This window comes from Halomonas sp. E14 (genome assembly GCF_052568415.1).
On record NZ_CP199423.1, the window covers coordinates 1,372,960 to 1,395,909 of the forward strand.

The 22,950-nt window shown below is 59.1% G+C and carries 21 protein-coding genes; 18 read left to right on the forward strand and 3 right to left on the reverse strand.

Annotated elements, in window-relative coordinates; all coding sequences use genetic code 11:
• Positions 1-120 precede the first annotated feature (120 nt).
• Entirely contained in the window at positions 121-807 is a 687-nt protein-coding gene (locus ACT7B3_RS06350; RefSeq protein ID WP_444677969.1) for a type 1 glutamine amidotransferase domain-containing protein, read from the reverse strand.
• Between the two features lie 138 nt (positions 808-945).
• On the opposite strand from ACT7B3_RS06350, the gene ACT7B3_RS06355 reads away from it, so the two are divergent.
• Complete coding sequence (locus tag ACT7B3_RS06355) at positions 946-1,419, forward strand: GFA family protein (protein WP_445157266.1); 474 nt, start codon at positions 946-948, stop codon at positions 1,417-1,419.
• Between the two features lie 18 nt (positions 1,420-1,437).
• Here the strand turns inward: ACT7B3_RS06355 and ACT7B3_RS06360 are convergent, their stop codons facing one another.
• Positions 1,438-1,863 carry a DCC1-like thiol-disulfide oxidoreductase family protein gene (locus ACT7B3_RS06360; RefSeq protein WP_445157267.1) on the reverse strand — a complete coding sequence of 142 codons (426 nt, stop codon included), beginning with the start codon at positions 1,861-1,863 and terminating at the stop codon, positions 1,438-1,440.
• A 231-nt stretch (positions 1,864-2,094) separates the two neighbouring features.
• Between ACT7B3_RS06360 and ACT7B3_RS06365 the strand changes: the two genes are divergently transcribed.
• From ACT7B3_RS06365 to ACT7B3_RS06445, 17 genes are all read left to right on the forward strand, one after another.
• Positions 2,095-2,478 (forward strand): nuclear transport factor 2 family protein, encoded by a 384-nt coding sequence (locus ACT7B3_RS06365; protein WP_444677967.1) that lies wholly within the window; start codon positions 2,095-2,097, stop codon positions 2,476-2,478.
• A gap of 30 nt (positions 2,479-2,508) precedes the next feature.
• Positions 2,509-3,075 (forward strand): GNAT family N-acetyltransferase, encoded by a 567-nt coding sequence (locus tag ACT7B3_RS06370; RefSeq protein WP_445157268.1) that lies wholly within the window; start codon positions 2,509-2,511, stop codon positions 3,073-3,075.
• A complete protein-coding gene (locus tag ACT7B3_RS06375; RefSeq protein ID WP_445157269.1) occupies positions 3,072-3,818 on the forward strand; it encodes an SDR family oxidoreductase in 747 nt (248 codons plus the stop codon). The genes ACT7B3_RS06370 and ACT7B3_RS06375 overlap by 4 nt, the downstream gene beginning before the upstream one ends.
• Positions 3,819-3,949: 131 nt before the next feature.
• Positions 3,950-6,142: an OsmC domain/YcaO domain-containing protein gene (locus ACT7B3_RS06380; RefSeq protein ID WP_445157270.1), complete on the forward strand. Its 2,193-nt coding sequence runs from the start codon at positions 3,950-3,952 to the stop codon at positions 6,140-6,142.
• Between the two features lie 106 nt (positions 6,143-6,248).
• Entirely contained in the window at positions 6,249-6,725 is a 477-nt protein-coding gene (locus ACT7B3_RS06385; protein WP_444677965.1) for a LabA-like NYN domain-containing protein, read from the forward strand.
• Between the two features lie 210 nt (positions 6,726-6,935).
• Positions 6,936-9,134, forward strand: coding sequence for a catalase/peroxidase HPI (gene katG / locus ACT7B3_RS06390; protein ID WP_445157271.1), 2,199 nt, complete (start codon positions 6,936-6,938; stop codon positions 9,132-9,134).
• 396 nt (positions 9,135-9,530) lie between these two features.
• Entirely contained in the window at positions 9,531-10,145 is a 615-nt protein-coding gene (locus ACT7B3_RS06395) for a DUF1294 domain-containing protein (protein WP_445157272.1), read from the forward strand.
• A gap of 255 nt (positions 10,146-10,400) precedes the next feature.
• Positions 10,401-11,306 (forward strand): hypothetical protein, encoded by a 906-nt coding sequence (locus ACT7B3_RS06400; RefSeq protein WP_445157273.1) that lies wholly within the window; start codon positions 10,401-10,403, stop codon positions 11,304-11,306.
• A gap of 123 nt (positions 11,307-11,429) precedes the next feature.
• Positions 11,430-11,765, forward strand: a complete 336-nt coding sequence (locus ACT7B3_RS06405) for a hypothetical protein (protein WP_445157274.1) — start codon at positions 11,430-11,432, stop codon at positions 11,763-11,765.
• Between the two features lie 77 nt (positions 11,766-11,842).
• On the forward strand, positions 11,843-12,088 hold the full coding sequence (locus ACT7B3_RS06410) for a transposase (protein WP_445157275.1): 246 nt from the start codon (positions 11,843-11,845) through the stop codon (positions 12,086-12,088).
• Entirely contained in the window at positions 12,085-12,315 is a 231-nt protein-coding gene (locus ACT7B3_RS06415) for an integrase core domain-containing protein (protein WP_445158850.1), read from the forward strand. Before ACT7B3_RS06410 ends, ACT7B3_RS06415 begins: the two co-directional genes overlap by 4 nt.
• 3 nt (positions 12,316-12,318) lie before the next feature.
• Entirely contained in the window at positions 12,319-13,257 is a 939-nt protein-coding gene (locus tag ACT7B3_RS06420) for a hypothetical protein (RefSeq protein WP_445157276.1), read from the forward strand.
• 350 nt (positions 13,258-13,607) lie between these two features.
• Complete coding sequence (locus ACT7B3_RS06425; protein WP_445157277.1) at positions 13,608-14,285, forward strand: vWA domain-containing protein; 678 nt, start codon at positions 13,608-13,610, stop codon at positions 14,283-14,285.
• A gap of 4 nt (positions 14,286-14,289) precedes the next feature.
• Positions 14,290-15,036: a PP2C family serine/threonine-protein phosphatase gene (locus ACT7B3_RS06430; protein WP_445157278.1), complete on the forward strand. Its 747-nt coding sequence runs from the start codon at positions 14,290-14,292 to the stop codon at positions 15,034-15,036.
• 2 nt (positions 15,037-15,038) lie between these two features.
• The gene (locus ACT7B3_RS06435) at positions 15,039-17,192 is read left to right on the forward strand and encodes a topoisomerase DNA-binding C4 zinc finger domain-containing protein (RefSeq protein WP_445157279.1); all 2,154 of its coding nucleotides are present in this window, start codon (positions 15,039-15,041) and stop codon (positions 17,190-17,192) included.
• Between the two features lie 301 nt (positions 17,193-17,493).
• Positions 17,494-17,949, forward strand: coding sequence for a hypothetical protein (locus ACT7B3_RS06440; protein WP_445157280.1), 456 nt, complete (start codon positions 17,494-17,496; stop codon positions 17,947-17,949).
• A 26-nt stretch (positions 17,950-17,975) separates the two neighbouring features.
• Positions 17,976-21,107, forward strand: coding sequence for an ATP-binding protein (locus tag ACT7B3_RS06445; RefSeq protein WP_445157281.1), 3,132 nt, complete (start codon positions 17,976-17,978; stop codon positions 21,105-21,107).
• Here ACT7B3_RS06445 and ACT7B3_RS06450 read toward each other — a convergent pair.
• A complete protein-coding gene (locus ACT7B3_RS06450; RefSeq protein WP_445157282.1) occupies positions 21,030-22,757 on the reverse strand; it encodes an FAD-dependent oxidoreductase in 1,728 nt (575 codons plus the stop codon). The two genes, ACT7B3_RS06445 and ACT7B3_RS06450, sit on opposite strands and share 78 nt — an antisense overlap.
• Positions 22,758-22,950: the final 193 nt, after the last annotated feature.

Here is a 22,950-nt window from a genome sequence, read left to right on the forward strand (position 1 = left end):
TCCTCCTGGGTGGCAATGGCCTAGTCTGCCGGTGGCGGCGTGGTGCGGTATTGAAGGAAATTGACGTGCAAGCGAGAGAATCGCTACCGGCCGAGGCTGGCCGGTAGCGTGGCCAGGCGCCTATTTGCCCAGCGCCTCCAGCAGCAGCTTGGCGGTGGGCTCCGATGAGGGCGGGTTCTGTCCGGTGATCAGCTTGCCGTCCTGGCGGGTGTAAGGGGCGAAGACCTCGGCTTTGGAATAGAGGGCGCCACCCTCCTTGAGAGCGTTTTCCACCAGATGCGGCACCACCTCGGTAAGGCCAACGGCCTCTTCTTCTTCGTTGGTGAAGCCGGTGACCTCACGGCCGTGGAGGATCGGATTGCCCTCGGTGTCGCGGGCATGAATCAGCACGATGGGCGCGTGGCATACGGCGGCGACCGGTTTCTGCTGCGCCCAGAAGGTCTCGATCAGGCGGATCGAATCCGCATCGTCGACCAGGTCCCACAGCGGACCGTGGCCGCCGGGGTAGAAGACGGCGTCGAAATCGTCGGCGCTGACCTCGCCCAGCTTGTGCGTATTGGCCAGCGCCTGCTGGGCCTTGTCGTCCTGCTGAAAGCGGCGGGTCGCGTCGGTCTGGCTCTCTTCGGCGTCGCTCTTCGGGTCCAACGGTGGCTTGCCGCCCTTGGGCGAGGCCAGCACCACCTCGGCGCCGGCGTCCAGGCAAACGTAGTACGGTGCCGCCAGCTCCTCCAGCCAGAAGCCGGTGGGCTCGCCGGTGTCGCCGAGGCGGTCGTGGGAGGTCAGGACCATCAGAATGCGTGGGCTCATGCTGCGCTCCTCTCTTGCTACCGGTGGACCATCGGGTCCATGTTGGTTGAAAGGCTATACAGGAGCGTAGCGTGTCTGCCGAGGTACGGCCCAGTCCCGTGCTGAACCGGTCTCGGCTTGCCGCCAAGGAGGAGAACCATGTTGCTCGAAGGGTCTTGCCACTGTGGTGCGGTTCGTTTCCGCGTCGAGTCGCCGCATCCATACCCGTATCAGCGCTGCTACTGCTCGATCTGCCGCAAGACGGCCGGGGGTGGCGGCTACGCCATCAATCTGAGCGGCCGCACCGAGACGCTGCAGGTCGAGGGAGCGGAGCACCAGGGCGTATACCATGCCGTGATCGACGGCCAGAAGAGCAGCGGCGAGCGCCACTTCTGCAAACATTGCGCCTCGGCGCTATGGGTTTACGATCCCAGTTGGCCCGAGCTTGTGCATCCGTTTGCGTCGGCCATCGACACCGAGCTGCCGGTGCCGCCGGAGCGGGTTCACCTGCTGCTGGACAGCAAGGCCGCCTGGGTGGAGGTCGAGGCGAAGGAGGGCGACCAGTGTTTCGCCGGCTACCCCGAGGAGAGCCTCGCCGAGTGGCATCAGCGCAGGGGGCTGGAAATGCCTTGAGCGTTCCGCCAGCCAGGCTTACTTTCGCCCCAGGTTGTCGATGGCGCCCCTTCCCAGCACCTTAAGCAGGCCGGCGCGGCAGGCTCGGAACAGGGGATAGAGCCGAGCCGTGCGCTCGGGACTGGCAAACAGCCGATACATCAGGCGATTGAACAGGCCGCTGCGGGTTCCGAGCAGCGTGAGGCGGTGCAGGGCCTCGCTGCCGTGATACCAGCGTTCCCCAATCTGCAGGGCAAAGCCTTCGTCCAGGTCGACGCCCATGGCGGTCAGTTCGCGGCGCGCCTCACTGTCCTGCCGGGCATCGATCAGTTCAAGTTCGCCCACGTCACGGCGGATGCGCTGCCAGCGTACGTAACGCCGGCACATCGGGCACTTGCCGTCGTACACCAGGCGCAGGCGACGGTTCGAGGCTGCCGGCACGTTCGAATCTTCCGCAGGCGGCATCTGGCGATTCCTTACTTCAGTGGCGAGGCGGGTTGCACCAGCATGGAGGTCAGGGCGGCCAATGCCCAGGCATCCTTCATTGTCGGCCGCCAAGCCGAACATAGAGGCAATGCCTTGGGGCAGCCAGGACATGACGCTGGCCGACCCGTTCGGCAACCGGCTAACCTTCACTAACGCAATCAATACCTGAACTGAGCATTTTCCCCGCCAGGACCTGTCAGGAGAGCTTTCATGGACGAATCGAAGCAACGCGAGCTGATCGAGCAGTATATCGCTGCCTATAACGACTTCGACATTGAAGGGATGCTGGCCGTCCTGGCACCGGACGTCGAGTTCGAGAACTATTCGGGCGAGGAGCTGACCGCCTCGGCCAGCGGCCTCGAGGAGTTCCGCCTGCTCGCACAGCGGGCCAAGGGGCTCTTCACCGAGCGCTTTCAGCGTGTGACTTCTCTGGTCTTCAACCAGGACGGCGCCACGGCCGAGATCGATTACCGCGGCCGCCTGGCACAGGACATTCCCGGCGGGCCGAAGGCGGGCAGCCTGCTCGAACTTAATGGTGCCACCGAGTTCACGTTCGGCGGAGAGCGGATCGTCAGAATCGTCGACCGTAGCTAAATTGGCCTTCTGCCGCCATGGGACACCTAAATGGAAGCAAACATCGCCATACGTGAAGAAACAGCTGCCGATATCGATGCCATACACGACCTAACTGTCGCGGCTTTTCGAGAAATGGAACACAGCAGCTATACCGAGCAGTTCATCGTCGCCGAATTACGCGCCGCTGGCGCCTTGGCAGTATCGTTGGTGGCGGAGAGGAAAGGTCGGGTGGTGGGCCACATCGCTTTCTCGCCGATAAGCATCTCGGACGACACCACGGGCTGGTATGGCTTGGGGCCGGTTTCCGTACTGCCGGAATACCAGCGGCAGGGTATCGGCAAGGCGCTGATCGAAGAGGGCTTGGCTCGGCTGCAAGCCATAGGCGCCCATGGCTGCTGTCTCGTCGGCCACCCTGAGTATTACGTCAAGTTCGGGTTCCGTCTTGTGCCTGGGCTCGTCTACGAGGGAGTGCCAGAGGAGTATTTCTTCGCCTTGCCCTTCGGCGATCGTGTTCCGCAGTGTAGCGTTACCTTTCATGAGGCGTTTCTTACAGTGGGACCGGAGGAGAGCAATAAGCCCCCTTCGAATTGGCCCGTGCGGGAGGAAGCACATTGAAAAAGGTCCTGGTGGTTACCGGCGGCAGCCGGGGCATTGGCGCGGCCACCGCCCGCCTGGCCGCGGCCAGCGGCTACGCCGTGTGCATCAACTATCGCCACAACGAGGCGGCAGCACAGGCCGTGGTTGATGAAATTGCCCAAGCGGGCGGTGAGGCGATAGCCATAGCGGGTGATGTCGGCCACGAGGCCGACGTGGAACGCTTGTTCGCCGAAGTCGACGAAAAGCTCGGCCCGGTCACGGCGCTGGTCAACAACGCCGGTATCCTGGAAAGGCAGATGCGGGTGGCGGAGATGGACGCTGCGCGCCTGAACCGAGTACTCACCACCAACGTGATTGGCAGCTTTCTCTGCGCCCGCGAGGCCATACGGCGCATGTCGACCCGCCATGGCGGGCAGGGTGGGGCGATCGTCAACGTCTCCTCTATCGCCTCGCGGCTCGGTGCGCCGGATGAATACGTCGACTACGCCGCTGCCAAGGGCGCTATCGACAGCTTCACCATCGGCCTGGCCAAGGAGGTCGCGGGCGAGGGCATTCGGGTCAACGCCGTACGCCCCGGGGTGATCTACACCGAGATCCATGCCAGCGGCGGCGAGCCCGACAGGGTCGAGCGGGTAAAAGCGGGCGTGCCCATGCAGCGCGGCGGCCAGCCGGAAGAGGTGGCCCGCGCCATCCTCTGGCTGCTCTCCGATGAAGCCTCGTACTCTACCGGCACGCAGTTGGACGTAACCGGCGGAAGATAGTACAGGTCGCACTTTTGTTACCGCCGTGGATGGGCGCCTCAGGCATAGCCGGTTACCGAAAGGCCCCGGGCGGTGTGTTAAACTGCGCGCCTCGGCCTGCGCCAGCAACACTTCCCCATCGGTAGCCCGTCATGGAAATCAAAGTCAATTTTCTCGAAAATCTCAGACTTGAAGCCAAGTTTGACGATTTCACCGTCATCACCGACCAGCCCATTCGCTACAAGGGCGACGGCTCGGCGCCAAGCCCGTTCGACTACTTCCTGGCGTCTTCCGCCTTGTGTGCGGCCTACTTCGTGCGGGTCTACTGCCTGGCGCGCAACATCCCCACCGAGAACATCCGCCTCTCGCAGAACAACATCGTAGACCCGGAGAACCGCTACAACCAGATCTTCAAGATCCAGGTCGAACTGCCGGAAGACATCTCCGAGAAAGACCGCGAGGGCATCCTGCGCTCCATCGACCGCTGCACCGTCAAGAAGGTGGTGCAGACCGGCCCCGAGTTCCAGATCGAGACGGTGGAGAACCTCGACGAGGACGCCCAGGCGCTGCTGATGGTGCAGCCCGACGAGGACGCCTACACCTGGATCGAGGGTAAGGACCTGCCGCTGGAGCAGACCATCGCCAATATGTCCGCCATGCTGGCGGAGCTGGGCATGAAGATTGAGATCGCCTCCTGGCGCAACATCGTGCCCCACGTGTGGTCGCTGCACATTCGCGATGCCGCCTCGCCGATGTGCTTCACCAACGGCAAGGGCGCCACCAAGGAGAGCGCGCTGTGCTCGGCGCTGGGCGAGTTCATCGAGCGTCTGAGCTGCAACTTCTTCTACAACGACCAGTTCTTCGGCGAAGAGATCGCGAACAGCGCCTTCGTGCACTATCCCAACGAGGAGTGGTTCAAGCCCGGGCCCAACGACGAGCTGCCGGAAGGCATCCTCGACGACACCACCCGCGAGATCTACGACCCGGAGGGCGAGCTGCGCGGCTCGCACCTGATCGACACCAACTCCGGCAAGCGTGAGCGGGGCATCGTCGCCTTGCCCTTCGTGCGCCAGTCGGACGGCGAGACGGTCTACTTCCCCTCCAACCTGATCGAGAACCTCTACCTCAGCAACGGCATGAGCGCGGGTAACACGCTGCCGGAAGCCCAGGTGCAGTGTCTCTCCGAGATCTTCGAGCGGGCGGTGAAGCGCGAGATCCTCGAACAGGAGCTGGCGCTGCCCGACGTGCCCATGGAGGTGCTCGAGCGCTACCCGGGCATTCTCGAAGGCATTCAGGCGCTGGAGGCCCAGGGCTACCCGGTACTGGTCAAGGACGCCTCGCTGGGCGGCCAGTTCCCGGTCATGTGCGTGACCCTGATGAACCCTCGCACCGGCGGCGTGTTCGCCTCCTTCGGTGCGCACCCCAGCTTCGAGGTGGCGCTGGAGCGCAGCCTCACCGAGCTGCTGCAGGGCCGCAGCTTCGAGGGCCTTAACGACTTCCTGCCGCCGACCTTCAACTCCCAGGCCGTCTCCGAGCCCAATAACTTCGTCGAGCACTTCATCGACTCCTCGGGGCTGGTCTCCTGGCGCTTCTTCAGTGCCAAGAGCGAGTTCGAGTTCGCCGACTGGGACTTCTCCGGCACAAACGACGAGGAAGCAGCCACCCTGTTCGGTATCCTGGAAGAGCTGGGCCTCGAGGCCTACATGGCCGTGCACGAGGACCTGGGCGCCCCGGTGTGCCGCATCCTGGTGCCGGGCTACTCCGAGGTGTATCCGGTGGAGGACCTGATCTGGGACAACACCAACATGGCGCTGGATTACCGTGAGGACATCCTCAACCTCCACGCCCTGAGCGACGAGCAGCTCGCCGGGCTGCTTGAGCGCCTGGAGGAGAGCCAGCTCGACGAGCACATGGACATCATCACCCTGATCGGTATCGAGTTCGACGAGAACACCGTGTGGGGCCAGCTCACCATCCTCGAGCTGAAGCTGCTGATCCACCTGGCGCTGGGCCAGCACGAAGAGGCCCTGGAGCGGGTCGAGATGTTCCAGCAGTACAACGACAACACCGTGGAGCGCGGCCTGTTCTACCAGGCCATGGCTGCTGTGCTGGAGATCGTGCTCGACGACGAGCTGGAGCTCGACGACTACCGGCACAACCTCACCCGCATGTTCGGCGAGACCACCATGGCCGCGGTGGTCGGCTCGGTGACTGGCGAGGTGCGCTTCCATGGCCTCACGCCCACCAACATGCAGCTCGAAGGCCTGGAGAAGCACCAGCGCCTGATCGAGAGCTACAAGAAGCTGCACGCCCACCGCGCCAGGCGCGCAGGCGTGGCCCTGTAAGCCAGCCAACAGCTGCAACGGCGAAGCACACAAACGCCCCGGGCCGGTTCATACTGGCTCGGGGCGCTGCGCTTTGTGCCATCTGAGCGAGATAAAGGGGGATCCAGTGGACAAGGTGGCGATATTCGTCGACGTCCAGAACGTCTACTACACGGTGCGGGAAGCCTATCGGCGTAACTTCGATTACAACGCATTCTGGAAGGAAGCGACCGGTGGCCGGGAGGTGGTTGGTGCCTTTGCCTATGCCATCGACCGGGGCGATCCAAAGCAGCGAGAGTTTCAGAATATCCTGCGTGCCATCGGCTTCGAGGTGAAGCTGAAGCCCTTCATCCAGCGTGCCGACGGTTCCGCCAAGGGCGACTGGGATGTCGGCATCACCCTCGATGCCATCCGCTATGCCCAGCAAGCCGATGTCGTGGTGCTGGTTTCCGGTGATGGCGATTTCGACCTGTTGGCACAGGAGATCCGCCATGTGCAGGGCAAGCGGGTGGAAGTCTATGGTGTGCCTCAGCTCACTGCCGCCTCCTTGATCAAGGCGGCAAGCGAGTTCCGGCCGATCGACCGAGGGCTGCTGCTGGGCTGATGTAGTACCCGTTATAGGCTGCCCCTATCAAGGCGAAAGCCTCCCCTCAGCTTGACGGTTGCGTGTCTGAATCCTTCACTGTATGTGCCGGTTTACAGGGTATTGCCTCTTCTTCTGACGCTGCTCAGAAGCGCCTAACAACAAAGCAAGCGATGCCATGCCATCGCCTCGCAAGCCCTGTAGGCCTCCATCTTGCCGAGGAGACACACCGTGACGGATCAGAAGCCTACACGCCGGGAGTATGGGGCGCGCACCACGTCCCGTCTGCAGGGCAATGAGCATTGGTGGCCCGACCAGCTCAACCTGAACGTATTGCACCAGAAGCACCCCGATGCCAGCCCGTTCGGGCCCGACTTCAAATATAGCGAGGCGTTCTCCCAGCTCAACGTCGACGAACTCTGCGCCGATCTCGATGCCTTGATGACCGACTCGCAAGACTGGTGGCCCGCCGACTGGGGCCACTACGGCCCGTTCTTCATTCGCATGTCGTGGCACGCCGCCGGTACCTATCGTGCGCTCGATGGCCGTGGGGGCGGTGGCACCGGTGCCCAGCGTTTTGCTCCGCTCAACAGCTGGCCCGACAACGGCAACCTGGACAAGGCACGCCGCCTGCTGTGGCCCATCAAGCAGAAATACGGCGAGAAGATTTCCTGGGCCGACCTGCTGGTGCTCGCCGGTAACCGTGCGCTGGAAACGATGGGCTTTCGCACCTTCGGCTTCGGCTTCGGTCGCTCCGACATCTGGGCGCCCGAGGATGACATCTACTGGGGCCCCGAGACCGAATGGCTCGCCACCAACGACGAGCGCTACACCGGCAGCTGGGAAGACGGCAGCCGCGTGCTCGACAACCCCCTTGCCGCGGTGCAGATGGGCCTCATCTACGTCAATCCCGAAGGCCCCAACGGCGTGCCGGACGCCCTGAAGTCCGCCCAGGATGTGCGCGAAACCTTCGCTCGCATGGGCATGAACGACCGTGAGACCGTCGCACTTACCGTGGGTGGCCACACCTTCGGCAAGATGCACGGCAACGGCTCGCCGGATGCCGTGGGCGAAGCGCCGGAAGGCTCGAAGATCCACCTGCAGGGCTTCGGCTGGGCCAACAAGAACGAGACCGGCCTCGGTGAGTACACCGTGACGTCCGGCCTTGAAGGCGCCTGGACCCCGACCCCGACCAAGTGGGACCACACCTACCTGAAGACCATCTTCGCCCACCAGTGGGAGGTCAAGAAGTCGCCGGCCGGTGCCAACCAGTGGGAACCGGTTGAGGTGAAAGAAGGCTATTGGGTGCCCGACGCCCACGTGGAAGGCAAGAAGAACCCCCCGGTGATGAACACCGCCGACATGGCGATGATCACCGACCCCGCCTATCTCGAAATTTCCAAGGAGTACCACGATAACCCCGAGGTGCTCGCCGACGAGTTCGCCCGCGCCTGGTACAAGCTGCTGCATCGCGACATGGGCCCGCAAGCCCGCTACCTCGGCCCCCATGTGCCGGATGAAGAGCTGATCTGGCAGGACCCGGTACCCGCACACCAGGGGCCGTTGGTCAACGACCAGCAGATCGCCACGCTCAAGCAGCAGATCGCCGATTCCGGCCTTACCGCCAAGCAGCTGGTGAGCACCGCCTGGGCCTCGGCCTGTACCTACCGCCAGACCGACCACCGCGGCGGCGCCAACGGTGCGCGTATTCGTCTCGAACCGCAAACCGGTTGGGATATCAACAAGCGCTCCGGCGTGTTCGAGGTGATCGACAAGCTCGAGCAGATCAAGAACGACTCTGACGCCAACATCTCCCTGGCGGACATGATCGTGCTGGGCGGCAGCGTCGGCGTCGAGATGGCGGCCAAAGCGGCGGGGCACAACGTCACCGTGCCGTTCACCCCGGGCCGCACCGACGCCACCCAGGAGATGACCGAGGTGGATACCATCGCCTACCTGGAGCCGAGGCACGACGCCTTCCGTAACTACATGCAGCCCCAGGCGACCTCCATCCCGGCCGAGCACCTGATGGTGGACCGCGCCTTCATGCTCAACCTCAGCGTACCGCAGATGACCGCGCTGCTTGGCGGCATGCGGGCCATCGGCGTCAACGTGGGTGACAATAACGACGGCATCCTCACCGACCGCCCCGGCCAGCTGACCAACGACTTCTTCGTCAACCTCATCAGTATGGGCACCGTGTGGGAGCCGCTCGATGACAGCGAAGAGCGCTTCGAAGGCCGCGACCGCAAGTCGGGCGAGAAGAAGTGGACCGCCACCCGCGTCGACCTCGTGTACGGCTCCAACTCCCAGCTACGCGCCATCGCCGAGGAGTACGCCGCCAACGGCGGTGAGGAGCGCATGATCGACCGCTTCGTGAAAGGGTGGGTCAAGGTCATGGAGAACGACCGCTTCGACCTGCACCGCTGAGCTGAAGCGCCAAAGCAGAATCCATTCCTGCAATGAACGAAACCCGAAGGTGGCTACTCACCTTCGGGTTTTTTCGCTTCCGACTTAAATCAAAAATGGTTGTCTTATCCCGCCTCATGCTTTTGTTGGAATTGCCCTAAGCGTTTCGGTTGGTTACGGTTGGTAAAAAGCTGCAGTAGATAGCTTAGGTGACCACATATACGCAAGGACTGCCGCATTAGGATGATGCGAATCATCATCCATTCTGCCAGCAGGGGCGGTAGCGTGCCCCGACTCCCAACTTCCCCGCCAGACGAAATCAGTCCTATTTACATTTCCCAGTAACTTACTGAATTCAAATAGTTTCGACCGCGCATGGTATTCTCTGACAATCTATTGATTCAGAAGAGATAACCCATGCGCCATGAAGGCAAACTCACCGAGTGGAACGACGCCAAGGGCTTCGGTTTCATTACGCCAGCCGCAGGTGGCCCTCGCGTGTTCGTACACATCAGCGCCTTTCCCCGCGATGGGCGCCGGCCAACAGTCAACGAGCCGATTACCTACCACCTGACACAAGATAGCCAAAACAGACCGAAAGCGCAGAAGGCGCTCTACCTGAAAGCGGCACGTCACTCACCCCAGCGCTCCAAAGGGCTGATGTTGGCATGCGGTATGACCGCTGCGTTCTTCGCGCTCCTGGCAGCCCTGATCGCTACCGGGCACGCGCCAATGCCGCTCCTGGCAGCATACGCACTGCTGAGCGTGATCACCTTCGCCATGCACGGCATCGACAAAGCCGCAGCAGGGAAGGGCAGAAGGCGCACACCGGAAGCCACGCTGCTCTTCGCAGGCCTGATCGGCGGCTGGCCCGGTGCGCTGGTAGCGCAGCGACTGTTTCGGCACAAAACCAGGAAGCAGCCGTTTCAGGCCATATTTTGGTGTGGGGTGTTGGTGAATTGTGGGGTGTTTGGGTGGGTTCTTTATACGGGGGAGATGGCGCGACTTTGGGCTGGTTTAGGATTAGGTTAACAGTAACCAGGGCTGTGGCGCGTCATGACCTATTCTACATCCCGCCCTATTAGTTGATACGCATGCAGTATATTGAATCGGAAAAAGGTGCACGCGTGCGAATTCTGCATAGATTGCCTAGTTATTCTTAGCTCATTAGATATCAATGGGTTAGGTGAGAAGCAGCAGGCTAGATAAGATTGTTGTGCGCGCCTGCGCGTTCAAGAGAAGAAGTGAGCGTGCTATATAATATCTGTTAGCAGTACAAGGAAAATTATGAGTCAATCTGAAATGAAAGAGACGTCCACATTCGTCAGGGTGTTGATCTCAATATTCTGCCTGCTGCTGGCTGCGATGGTAATATTTAACTATGTCTGGGTTGAACCGAAAGGCGAGTTAAATAACGGCGTTGTATTTCTCCTGTTTCTTTTATTAGTACTTGTGCTAGCCGAATCGTTTGATAACTTCTCTCTTGGAAAATTGCTCACGATCTCTCGTGAGGTCAAAAGGAAAGAAAAAGAGGTTCAAACGCTAGAGAAAAAGAACAGCGACCTTTTAACTCAATTAATTTCTGTCACGAGCAATAACACACAAAACCAAAGTCATACCAATGTGTACGGCGACTATCATGCACCACCGACCGTAACCAAGGCATCAGACGAAGAAGTAGAAGAGAGTAAAAGCTCGGAGCAGTCCCCGACAAGAGCAGAGTCAACGGTACCAGTCAGAGTTAGCTATAACTGGCGGGAAGCCGAGAAGTTGTCATTATCAAAATATTTGACTTCAAAGAAAATCCATCAGTCAAATATAATAACGGAAGCCAAGCTAACTACGCAGTTCCATGGCATTGACCCTGTGAGTAATATTCAACCAATCTATGATGCTTATTACAGAGATGATGACTACGAAATCTTTGTGGAGTTTAGGCCAAATAGAGGGATGCCATTTATGTATCGAGATCGCCTCTATGTGATGCTTAGCAAGATCTCCCACTACAAGGCAACTAAAAATGTTAATGCTTATCTTGAGCTGGTGCTAATGAATATTCCTGAAGAGGAGCCATCAAGAAATGGCGGATTCGATAGGCTTTTGGAAAATTTCGAGCCAGCAATTGCTAGCGGACTTCTTCGGGTTAGCGAAGTTGAGTTCAGCGAGCAAGAGCTGGCAAGCATCAGAGAGTGATACTGCTAACAAGCCACTGCACACGGAAATTTTACTCGCTGCGCTCCCAAAATGCCGGTGAGTGGGGCGTTATGCTTGCTGCACCATATGCCGCACAAATCTTTTTGGACATAGGAAGGCAAAATGACTGATCCTAAAATAAATGAAATGAGAAATATTTTGATCTATACCCCTGATGGGGTTTCTGCTGAAGATGCTTTGAAAGATGTTAATGACTGGTCTTTTGAGGAACTAGGAATCCCCGGGGGTCATAAATTTTGCTTAAGAAATGGTGATACTAAAATAGCCATCTTTAAAAGTGCCGAAAACATAGCAATGACTTCTAATGTATTGCCTCATGACTCGCATTATGACCAAGGCAAAGCTAATGATGCGCTTCTAAAGTTAAAAGCCGCCTTAGATGAGTCAGGTATACAAAGTGTAGTTACTGCTTCCGACAAGGATCTTGGTAAAGCATAACAATCGGCTGTTGTCGCCCCTGGAGTTCCCCCACCCCAGTGGACACGCATCGATAACTCCCCAACAGGAGAGAACCGATGCCCGAGATGCTCACGGGGAAGAAAACGCAACGCTATAGCACCGAGTCCAAAGTCAAAGCGGTGGAGTGGAGCCACCAGGCCCACCGGAGCGTCAAAGGCGTTGCCGAAGCACTGGATATTCACCCCTTCATGCTGTCACGCTGGCGATTGGGAGAGAGGCTGAGTGGAGACTGTGTCCGAGCCACGCTGCGTGAGGCCTTCACTGACGTTGACACCGGGCTCACAAAACCCAAAAGCTGCTGAATCAACAACGGGCACGGCACAGCATGAACCGCCCGGGACAGTGTACTGATAATGCCGAAGTGGAGTCGTTCTTCATAACACTGAAGGGAGAATTGCTCCACGCCACCAGCTTCATGACGTTGCGCCAGTTACGAAAGCATATCAGGGACCCCGGGCTGGGGAGGCTTTTCCGCCGCCTCGCGGCTGCAGGTGCCGCCCCAAAGTCGGCGTTAATTATCAAAGGATAGCCCATGGAAGAAATCGGATATCTCAAATATTATGGCAAAGCCGTAGAGGATGGTGTCATTGACGCTAGAGCAGCTGGTACTGCTTTGGTAAATTTTGACCAGTCAATACGTTACTTTAACGCCAAACAATCCCCCGATTTTGCGAAACTGAACTATGAGATTCCCGTTAGAATCGAGAAGGGATCTTGGGTAGCAGTGCTTCTGGCTGGCGGTACAGCTGTGGGAGCAGCTTTTGCAATCGGATACGCTAAGAAAGCCGGCGAAAAAATGGCCGAAAAAGACTTCTCAGATTTAGGTTTTTCAGATGTATTTCGTAAATCAGCTGACGCGTTGAGACAACTCATTGCACTCGCAAAGCACACACGCAAAACAAGAGGCTGGGATTTAAGTAAAGTCAGGTTTAAAGAAGATAACACAATGGTTGGTATCCCTAATGAAAAAGGGGAAATGGTGTTTGTAAATGTCGAATATTTGAAATGGTTCAAAGGTATTCCACCATCTATGCTTGAAAAGCTCGTTGAGCCAGTCCGAGAAGAGCGCATCCTGGCTATTGGCGTCCGAAAGAATGGAAAAATTCTAGAAGAGCGAGTTAGCCAAGAGGAACGAAGAATTTTTTCGTCTTCTGAAGAGGGCGATGTTCAAGAAGAGATTTTATTCCCTGAGCTAAAACACGGTCAGTGCGTAAAGCTTGAAGGTAAGTTGACTCGCGGAAATGAATCGTCTAATACTGTAGGCTTCGAGTATCAGGGTCATATTTTGAACTGTGTGCCAGCTGAAGGAACTATAGTCCGTTTTAAGCCTGCTCTATTCAATAAGTGTCTTCTTGAAGGTTACGTGGCTAGACACAATCATAGCGCGGTTTCGCTTGATCGAAGACCAACAATAATTATCGAAAATATATTCTATTATGAAGATTCGGATGGCCAAAGTGAACTATTTTAAAGCTGGCTTCTTTGTGGGGGTTGGCTGTTAATTAATTTTTTGTTGGGTTGGGTGATAAGGTGTAAGTTTTTGGATTTTCCTATCAAGTTCGTTCTGTAATTTCCGTATGCTTCTTTTCCTTAACTTAGTTGACCCTTCCTTGAAGATGGTTTGGAATGTTGTGGAGCGCTTGGAGCGGTAGTTTCGTTTTTGTAGGTCATTGTATTTAGGCTTTATGCATCTTCCGATGCTCTCGCCTAATAGTGTGTTGATTGGCAGCTGGATGAACTATATGTTAGTAGCTGCTGTAGCTGAGTAGCACGAATTGCTGTTGGAAAAATCCTAAATGAGTCATAAAAGAGGATGTGGATATGGATGAGTTAGACCAACAACCCTTCAGCGATGCTGAGTTCGCTGAAAATCCGGAGCAGCGTTGTCCAGTAATTCTTCTGCTGGACACGTCTTATTCCATGGGTGGTATGCCGATTTCGGAGCTGAACGAGGGGCTGGCGACTTTACGGCAGGAGCTTATGAATGATCCGATGGCTGCAAAGCGTGTGGAACTGGCTATGGTCACGTTCGGGCCTGTTGAGATTAAATCCGACTTTGCCACGGTAGATTATTTTTATCCCGAAACGCTGGTGGCGGAGGGTGTAACCCCAATGGGTGAAGCAATTGTGACTGGTTTGGACATGCTTCGCCAGCGGAAAGACCGTTACCGTGAGAATGGTGTAAAATACTATCGCCCGTGGGTGTTCCTGATTACTGATGGAGCCCCGACCGACAGTTGGGAAGAGGCTAAGCGGCGCGTTCACCAAGGTGAGGAACGCAAGGAATTTATGTTCTACGCCGTTGGAGTGGAACAAGCGGATATGAGTATTCTTGGTCAAATCGCAACGCGTCAGCCGCTCAAGCTAAATGGGCTGGCCTTCTCAGAGCTATTCAAATGGCTATCAAGCTCCCTGAGTGCTGTTTCGCAGTCAAATCCAGGAGAAGTCGTTCCGCTCAAAAATCCAACCGCCCCGGATGGCTGGGCTGTAGCAGGATGACCTTGTGACTTGGCGGTGGGTGTCCTCATCAGTAGTCGGTACGTCCCACATTCAGAATGGCGCTAGGTTACAAGATGCTTACGCTGTTTCTGAATTGGGCAATGGCTGCATTTTCGCTGTTGTGTCGGATGGTGCTGGCAGCGCCAAATTCGGGGCATTTGGCGCATGGCTTACTTGTCGCTTCCTCTCTGTTCGATTTCGCGAATGGGTTAAACGAACCCCTGAGTTGCCAACCGATGAGGACTTGTCGAGCTGGATAGATGAACTGAGGGTATGGATTTCCGCAGTAGCAGCCCGACGAGACACCGTACCTCGCCAATTTGCCGCAACGTTGGCGGCAATCGTTGTTGTCCCGGATGAAGCGGTCACTCTACACATAGGTGATAGCGCCATTGTTGGAAGGAAAGGAGAGGAGTGGGAAGTGCTTTGCTGGCCTGAGAATGGCGAATACGCATCCAGTACATACTTTGTCACCGATGAACCCGAACCACGCCTGAACATCATTCGCCACCCGCGAGAACATAGTGCCTTCGTGCTGTTTTCTGATGGTGTGGGCGACCTGGCGTTGTCACATCTGGAAATGGCTGCGTATACGCGCTTCTTAGACCCGATGATTCGTCCGGTTGATTCTGCTACAGGCGAAGGACACCTTGTCGAGCTATCGGCGAAGCTGGCTGCCTACCTTTCCGGCCCTTCCGTTTGCGAGCGTACCGATGATGATAAGACGTTGATTCTCATTACTGGAGGATGAGCATGCAGGAAATTGTCATCGGAAAGGATCGGGTTTCAGTTGCTGAGTTGATTGGAAAGGGCGGGGAAGGGGAGGTTTACGCGATCAAGAATCGTCCCGGGCTGGCCGTCAAAATCTACAACACCACCTTGCGTGCTAAACGTGAAGATAAGGTGCGGGCAATGGTAGGTGAAGGCCTTGCCGTCAAGACAGACCTCGTTGCCTATCCCGGTGAGGTGGTGCATGATCGTCATGGCAACTTTCTTGGTTTTGTCATGCGGCTTGTGTCAGGCTATCGTCCGCTGCACGAACTATACAGCCCGAAGTCACGCCAGCGGTATTTTCCAAAGGTGGACTATAGGTTTGTTATACATGCTGCACTTAACGTCGCGCGCGCCGTTGGTAAAGTGCACCAGACTGGATGCATCATTGGTGATTTGAACCATTCCGGCGTGCTTGTTGCGGCGGATGCGACTGTTGCTTTAATTGATGCAGATAGCTTTCAGTTCAGTCTCAACGGGAAATCCTATCCTTGCGTTGTCGGGGTCCCGGACTTTACTCCTCCCGAACTACACGGCAAGAACCTCGCATCCGTTCAGAGAACCGTAGAGCATGATAACTTTGGACTGGCCGTTGCGATTTTTCATCTTCTATTCATGGGCCGTCACCCATATGCAGGGCGTTACAACGGGCCAGATATTTCGATGGGCGATGCCATTGCCCAGAATCGGTTCGCCTTTTCGCTCACCCGCCAAGCCGCAACCCAAACTACCCCTCCTCCCGGCTCTCTGACACTGGAGATGTTTCCGGATGTGGTCGCCAGAACATTCGAAAAGGCATTTGGGTTGTCACCAGGCGCCCGTCCAACCGCACTGGAATGGATTTATGCCCTCAACTGCCTGGAAGGCTCGCTCAATCGTTGTAGCAAAGTCAAAACACATTATTATCACAGAAATTTCGTAGGCTGTGTCTGGTGCAAGCTAGCGGGTAACAGTGGCTTTGACATGTTTCCTGATTTAGCTGCGGTTGAACCGAATATCCCGGCCGATGCGCACGGTATGGAAATGGCAATTCGCGAGATTTTGGAGTTCCGCTTGCCAACGGTCGCGGACTTGCTTTCCGCTACGGCTACGCCGCGTGATGGCAGTAATGCACTCCGCGAAGCTAAGAGCGGAAAGAGCGGGCGTGCTTTACTCGGCCTGATCATGATGGGTGGGGCCGCCACTGGTTTCATCTACGCCGCTCCAGCATTTATTGTGTGGATTGTGTTGGCCATTTGGGGGTGGGGTACTTTCTCTGGTCGTGAAGTTGAATCTGGTCCATTCCAGAAAGCCTTTAGGGATGCCGATGAGCGCCTTCAGCGTGAATTGAACGCCTTTGTTCAGCGCAATAGCATTGCAGAGATTATGAAGGTGCGCAGCGATCTCGATGTCGCTATCGCGGCTTACAAAGGCCAAGAAGACGTGCTGAGGCGCGAGTTGATGGTGCTGAAGTCCGACCGAGAATTGCGTCAGAGGCAGGTTTACCTTGACCGTTTCTCGATACGCCATGCGAACATTTCTGGCATTGGCCCTGCAAAAACCGCAATGCTCATATCCTTTGGTATAGAAACAGCTGCCGATGTAACTCGAAATGACGTCCTGCGCGTTCCGGGGTTCGGTGACGTGATGACTGGTAAGTTGGTGGCATGGCGGCGAGGTTACGAGTCCCGGTTCAATTATGATCCGAAACCGAACGCTCAGGACGCTGCCGATGAAAAGGCACTGCGCAGTCGTTTCGCAGTGGAAAAGGCCAGGCTTGAATCCATGATCCGCAACGGGCTGGGCGCCCTGAGAAACGCCAAGGCCCGCCTTGATGCGCTGCCTGCCAAGGCCAATAGTGATAGGGGACTTGCGGATGCTCTTGCAACCCGAGCACAAGCCGAACAAGACTTGCGTGAGCTGGGCGTTTCGATTCCGGCTTCAACCGTTGCGCTGACGGTGCCGCCGCCGAGACCAACACCACAATCGCCCAGAGCCTCCCGTGTCACTACTCCTACGCCGCCGCACGTAACCACCGCGACTAGTTCTCTAATCTGTCCGCTTTGCGGCTCTTCAATGCAACGTCGTTCCGGGCGCTATGGAAAGTTTTGGGGGTGTTCGCGTTATCCAAGTTGTAAAGGTACTCGCAAGGCTTGATCGCGAATATATGATTTTGTGTGGCTCTTGCATCGATAAAGATTTAGCTAGCGATCATGTTGTCGCTGAGAGTGTCGAAATTTTTCTCAGCCACCGCGGCGATTACTTTGAGGTTGAGCTGAGCCCTGGTCAGTTAAGCGCGACATGCGAGGTGTGGGCGTATGCGGATGCATATGGCCTTGCTGAGCTTTTTGAATTTCTAGCCAAGAAATCTCGTTCATGGCAAGTTCTGGCCAGGGAATTTTTTGACTTCTCTCCAAACTAGAGTAGATTGTCTAAGTGTCTTGACGTTGAGGTTGAAATGAGACAGGTGGGTATTCCAAGTTTAGATTTTACTCGGTGGAAACTGTGGGGCGAACGTTTCGACATCACTGATCGCAAATATCCGGGCGTTTACGTTATAGCTATTTCAGATCAAGATTTGTCAGGAAAAGCTGTCAAGTGGCGGAATGTAGTCTACATTGGAATGACTAAATCAAAAGGTGGATTGAGCCAGCGCTGGTCTCAGCTCCAAAACTCACTTCGTGGCCGTAACGGCCACAGTGGTGGATGGGCAATATATAAAGCACTTGGAAATTTCGATGAATGGAACTCCAACCTTTTTGTCGCCGCTATGCCTATCAAGTGCAATGCTGCTGACGCCGGCCCCAACGACCTTCGTCGGTTGGGATGGATTGCATATCTTGAATATGAGGCATTCTCAAAGTTTTCTAGGAATGTGCCAGGTCATAGAAGGTCGCGTTTTAATACATTGTGATGCCGCCTCGGCATAGGACCCCACCAGTGATCATCCCCCAAGACGGGCGCTTGCGGCTGGATCGTGAGCGCTTAAAGCAGCATCGCAAGCGGCTGGGCCTGAGTCAGGAGGCGCTGGTCGAGTACTGTTTTGATCGGCGCTTATGCGTCTCCATCGCTTCCATCAAGCGGGCGGAGAGTGGCAAGGCGGTGCTGTATCGTACCGCGCGCCATCTGGCCGAGATCTACGATGTCGAGGTCGAGGAGCTGTCGGCGGAGGCCGAAGAGGCTGCCGTTGTCGCTTCCGATATCGAGGAGATGGAGAGTGCCCGCGTACTGATCCAGCTGCACGCCGTGGCGGCCGACCCCTCGGCGCTGGCGAGCTGGGTGCCGCATTTCGGCGGCAGCCTGGAGGAAGGGGGCACGGCGCTGTTCGGCCTGCCCCGTGCTTACCGCAGCGATGCCCAGCGCGGCTTGTTGTGTGCCGCTACCCTGGTGGAGCAAGGGGTGGCCCGCGGCGTTTATCTTCAGGCCGGCCATTGGCCCACGGCTACGCCGCTTTCCATGTCGGGTGGGCAGGGCGGCGTGTGGGTCGAGCGTGGCGTGGCGGTGCAGTTGGCGGAACGCTTCGTTTTCGATGACGAAGGCGGCGAGTGGCTGCGCTATCGCCAACCCCGGGACGAGGCTCATGATGCTCGCTTCGAGCTGGTGGGGCGTCGGGTGCAGTTGGGTCAACTGCAAGCCATCCTGGAGAGCACCCAGGCCTACCAGGCCGGACATCTAATCTACATCCGCGGTGTGGCGGGCATCGGCAAGACGCGCTTGAGCGCCGAGTTTGCCGAGATGGCCGCGGCCCATGCCGATCATCATCAGGCCGAGGTGCTGGACTTCGGTACCCGCGCCGATGAAGGCCCGCTAATGCAGCTCGCGCGTTCACTGCTGCAAACCTCCGCCGAGGCGAAAGCGGAAATTCTGGACGAGGCTCTCCTGCTGGCCCGTCTCTCGGCGCTGCGCCTGCCCATGGATCACGCCATGCTGCTGCGTCCGCTGCTGGGCTTGCCTCAGCCGGAGGAGGCGCAGTCGCTCTATGCCGCCATGACCCCCGCGACCCGCAGCCAGCGCCTGGTGCTGGCTCTGCGCGATCTGCTCCTGGCGCGCTCCATTCATCGCCCTCAGTTGGTGGTGGTGGAGGACCTGCACTGGGCCGACGAGGCGCTGCTGGCCACCCTCACCGGGCTGCTGCAGGGCACCCAGGAAGCGCCGGTGATCTGGCTGTTCACCTCGCGCCTGGAGCAGGACCCGCTGGAGAGTCGCCTGCGCCCGCAGCTGCCGGAGCTGCCGCTCACCCTGATCGAGCTGCCGCCGCTGCGCCCGCAGGAGGCCGAGGCCCTGGTGGCCAGCTACGGCACGGTGCCCGCCGAGCACGCCGCTCGCTGCGTGACCCAGGCCCAGGGCAACCCGCTGTTCCTGACGCAACTGCTGCTGTTCCATCCGCATCGCAGCCTGCCGGCCAGTCTCGCTAATCTGGTGCAGAGCAAGCTGGATCAGCTCACCGACCTGGATCGTCGGGCGATGTGCATCGCCGCGGTGATGGGGCAGCGCTTCTCCCTGGCCTCGCTGCAGGAGGTGCTGGGGCAGGCCGATTATCAGCCCGAACTGCCCCAGCGTTACAGCCTGGTGCGTCCGCTGGAAGAGGACAGCTACCGCTTCGTGCACGATCTGATTCTGCAAGGCATCTACGAGGGGATTCCCAAGATCCAGCGGGACAGGCTGCACCTGCGCCTGGCTGCGCTCTACGGCGAGGCGGAACCGGGCTTGCGGGCGCGCCACCTGCACCGCGCTCGCTCGCTGGAGGCGCCGAATGCCTTCCTGCTGGCGGTGGCGGCGGAAATGGCTCGCTATCGCCACGAGGAGGCCATGGCGCTGCTGAGGGATTGCCGCGCCATCGACTACGCGCCCAAGGATGAGTACCGGCTGATGCTGCTGCAGGGCCAGGTGGCGATGGCCACCGGGCAGATCCAGGCGGCGCGGGAGCACTTCGAGGCGGCGCGCAGCTTCGCCCGGGACGAACAGGAGCGCATCAGCGCCGACCTCTGGCTGGCCCGGGTGCTGAACATGCTCGATGCGCTGGCGGCGGAGGAGGCGATTCTCGACGGCCTATTGCCCCTGGCCGAGGCGCTGGAGGACCCCTTGCCCCTGGCCGAGGCGCTCTATCTTAAGGGCAATCTCTATTTCCCCCGGGGCGACTTTGCCACCAGCCGCGCCTATCACACCCGTGCCCTGGAGCAGGCCCGCCGTGGCGGCGACGTGCGCACCGAGATCCAGGCCATGAGCGGGCTGGGCGATGCCCACTATGCCGAGGGGCAGATGCGCAGCACCCTCGAGCTGTTCGATCACTGCGTCACGCTGTGCCGAACCCATGGCCATGCCGATCTGGAGGCCTCCAACCTGTTCATGCTGGGTACCGCCCGCATCTACGCCAACCAGACCGAGGCGGCGCTGGCCGACTGTTTCGATGCCGCCGAGCTGGGCAAGCGGGTCGGCAATCGACGTGCCGAGGTGGTGGCGCGGCTCACGGCGGGGTGGATTCTGCTCTCCCAGGGCGAGCCTTATGCGGCGGACGAGCAGATCGAACAGGCGCTGACGGTGGCGCGTGGCCTGGGCTCCGGTCGCTTCGAGGCGTTTCTGCTGGAGAGTCGCGCCCGGGTCGAGCTGATCACCGGGCGGCTGGTCGAGGCGCGGGCCAGCATCGAGCGTGCCTGGCAGCTGGTCGAACAGCACGGCCTGAAGGCCTTTATCGGCCCCTGGGTGCTGGGCACCCGGGCGCTGCTGGAAGAGCAGGTCGAGACGCGCCTGGCGACGCTGCAAGAGGGCGAAGCGCTGCTGGATGCCGGCTGCGTGGGCCACAACGGCTATCGTTTCCTGATCGCGGCGGCGGAGGTCAGCCTGCTCGATGGGCGCCCGGAAGCGGCGCGCCACTACGCCCGGCGCCTGACCCAACTGATGGGGGCGGAGCCCTGTGCCTGGGGCGAGCACCACTGCGTCCTGATCGAGGCCCATGCCGAGTGGCTGGAGAGCGATGAAGCCGGCGCCTTGGAGCGTCTACAGGCTTGCTGGCAGCGGGGCGAAGCCGCTGGCCTGGGAATGACGCTGCCTTGCCTGGCCGCCACTCGCCGCTAGGCGCAGGGGATTGAGCCGCCGCTCGGGGGCCGCCAGCAGTAGGGCGACGAGATGCGCCGACTGCTTCAGGCACTGCTCCTGCAGGCCGGCGCCGCGGGTCCAGCCCCCGGCGAACAGCAGCGGGCAAACGCCCCGATGGCCCTCGTAGCGCCGGCGGGCCGTGCGCTGGTTGTAGCGCTCGATCTCCGCCTGCGCCTCGAGGCATTCGGCATCCAGCACGTTGTGCTTGAACAGGGTCCAGGCCTTGGCCTCCAGGGCGCTCTCGATCGCCGGCAGCCGGTCGCGGTAGCCGGCTGCGCCCAGGGCCGCACCGGCCAGCGATGCGGGGGCATCCGGGGGCGAGGCATGTCGGTCGAGCATCTCGCTGCGAGGGATGCGGTTGAGGTCATCCACCAGGGAGACGAAAAACTGCGGCAGGCCCGCCCGGTCGTAGCAGGGGGTTTCGGCATCGTTCTGATGGCGATTCACCACGTAGTCGATGCGGTAGGGGTGGAAGGTATCTTCGCGCCCCCGTATCTCGATATTGCGGGTGCGCCACAGGTTGGGATTGGGCGGCAGGCGGGTGGCGGAGGTGTGACAGACACCGAAGCTGCGGGTATAGCGCACCTTGCCGAGAATGTGCTGCAGCTCCCGCTGGGTCTCGCTCAGGCCATCGCCGAAGGTCAGCAGCGGCAGGGCATCCTCGGCATGGGTGGCCATGATCAGCAGGTCCGCTTCCCAGCGGCGCTCGCCGGGGGCGCGCTCGGTGAGCGTCACGCCCTGGGTCGATAGCCTGGCCTCCACCTCGATACCGCGCAGGATCTCGACTCGCGGACCCTGCTTCAGCGGGCCGGTGATATGCGCGGCCAGTGCTTCCAGCCAGTGCTGGACGCCATGCTCGAAGTAACGACGATCGGGCGGTGAGCCACCCTCCTGCAGGCGGTAATACTCGAAGGGCGCCTGCAGCGGCATGCCGCCGGGGCCGCGGTCGTCGGTGAAGTACATGGCCGAGATGCGCGGGTAGTAGACGGTGTGGCGGAGGCGCTCGAGCCGCTCCGGCAGCGCCGGGTCCTCCCAGTCGATATCGACATTCAGTGCATTGGCCGCCGCGCTCAGCATCTCGGCGGGTGCCGCAGCGCAGGCGTCGAAGAAGTCGTCCACCGTATAACGCGGCGTGATGCGCCGGCTCTCCACCAGGTCGATGGCGCTGCGGTGAAGCAGGGCGATCAGCACGGCCAGCCGGCCGCCATCGGCCAAGCTCAGCTCGTGGCTCGGGTCGCTGGCGCCGCGGAACAGCTCCCGGTCGTCGGTGAGCGCGACACTGCCGTCACGGCTGAAGTAGCTTGCGGTGTTTTCCAGCGGCTTCAGGCGCTCCAGTTCGCCGATCTCGGCGAGCAGCGTGCGCAGGTGGGGGCTGGTCGCCAGGTTGACGTCATTGACTCCCAGGTCGGCCCAGCGCCGATACGGCGTACCGGGCTTGCCCGGCAGGCGTCGGTTGCCCAGGTCGACCCACACCGTCTCCGCGTTGCCGCCCAGGCTGGACTTGCGCTCGAACAGGGTGATCTCGATCTGCCGGGCCGCTTCGCTGCCGAACTTCTGTAGGTAGTAAGCCAGCGACAGGCCGGAAACCCCGCCGCCAATGATGGCGATCCGCAGCGGTGTGTGGTCCATGATGAAGCTCCCCAGGCGATGAATGGCTCAAGGATCAACCAAGAGCCCGCTGCGACCAAGGGGGTAAGATGAGGTGATACCGAAGTGATCCGTTACGCTTCGGGCGGGTGATACCGGCGCTCGTGGTGGTGCCGAGGTGATTGCTAATGCAACAAAATCACTGTGTGTAATTAAAGCATGGCTTTATGATTTG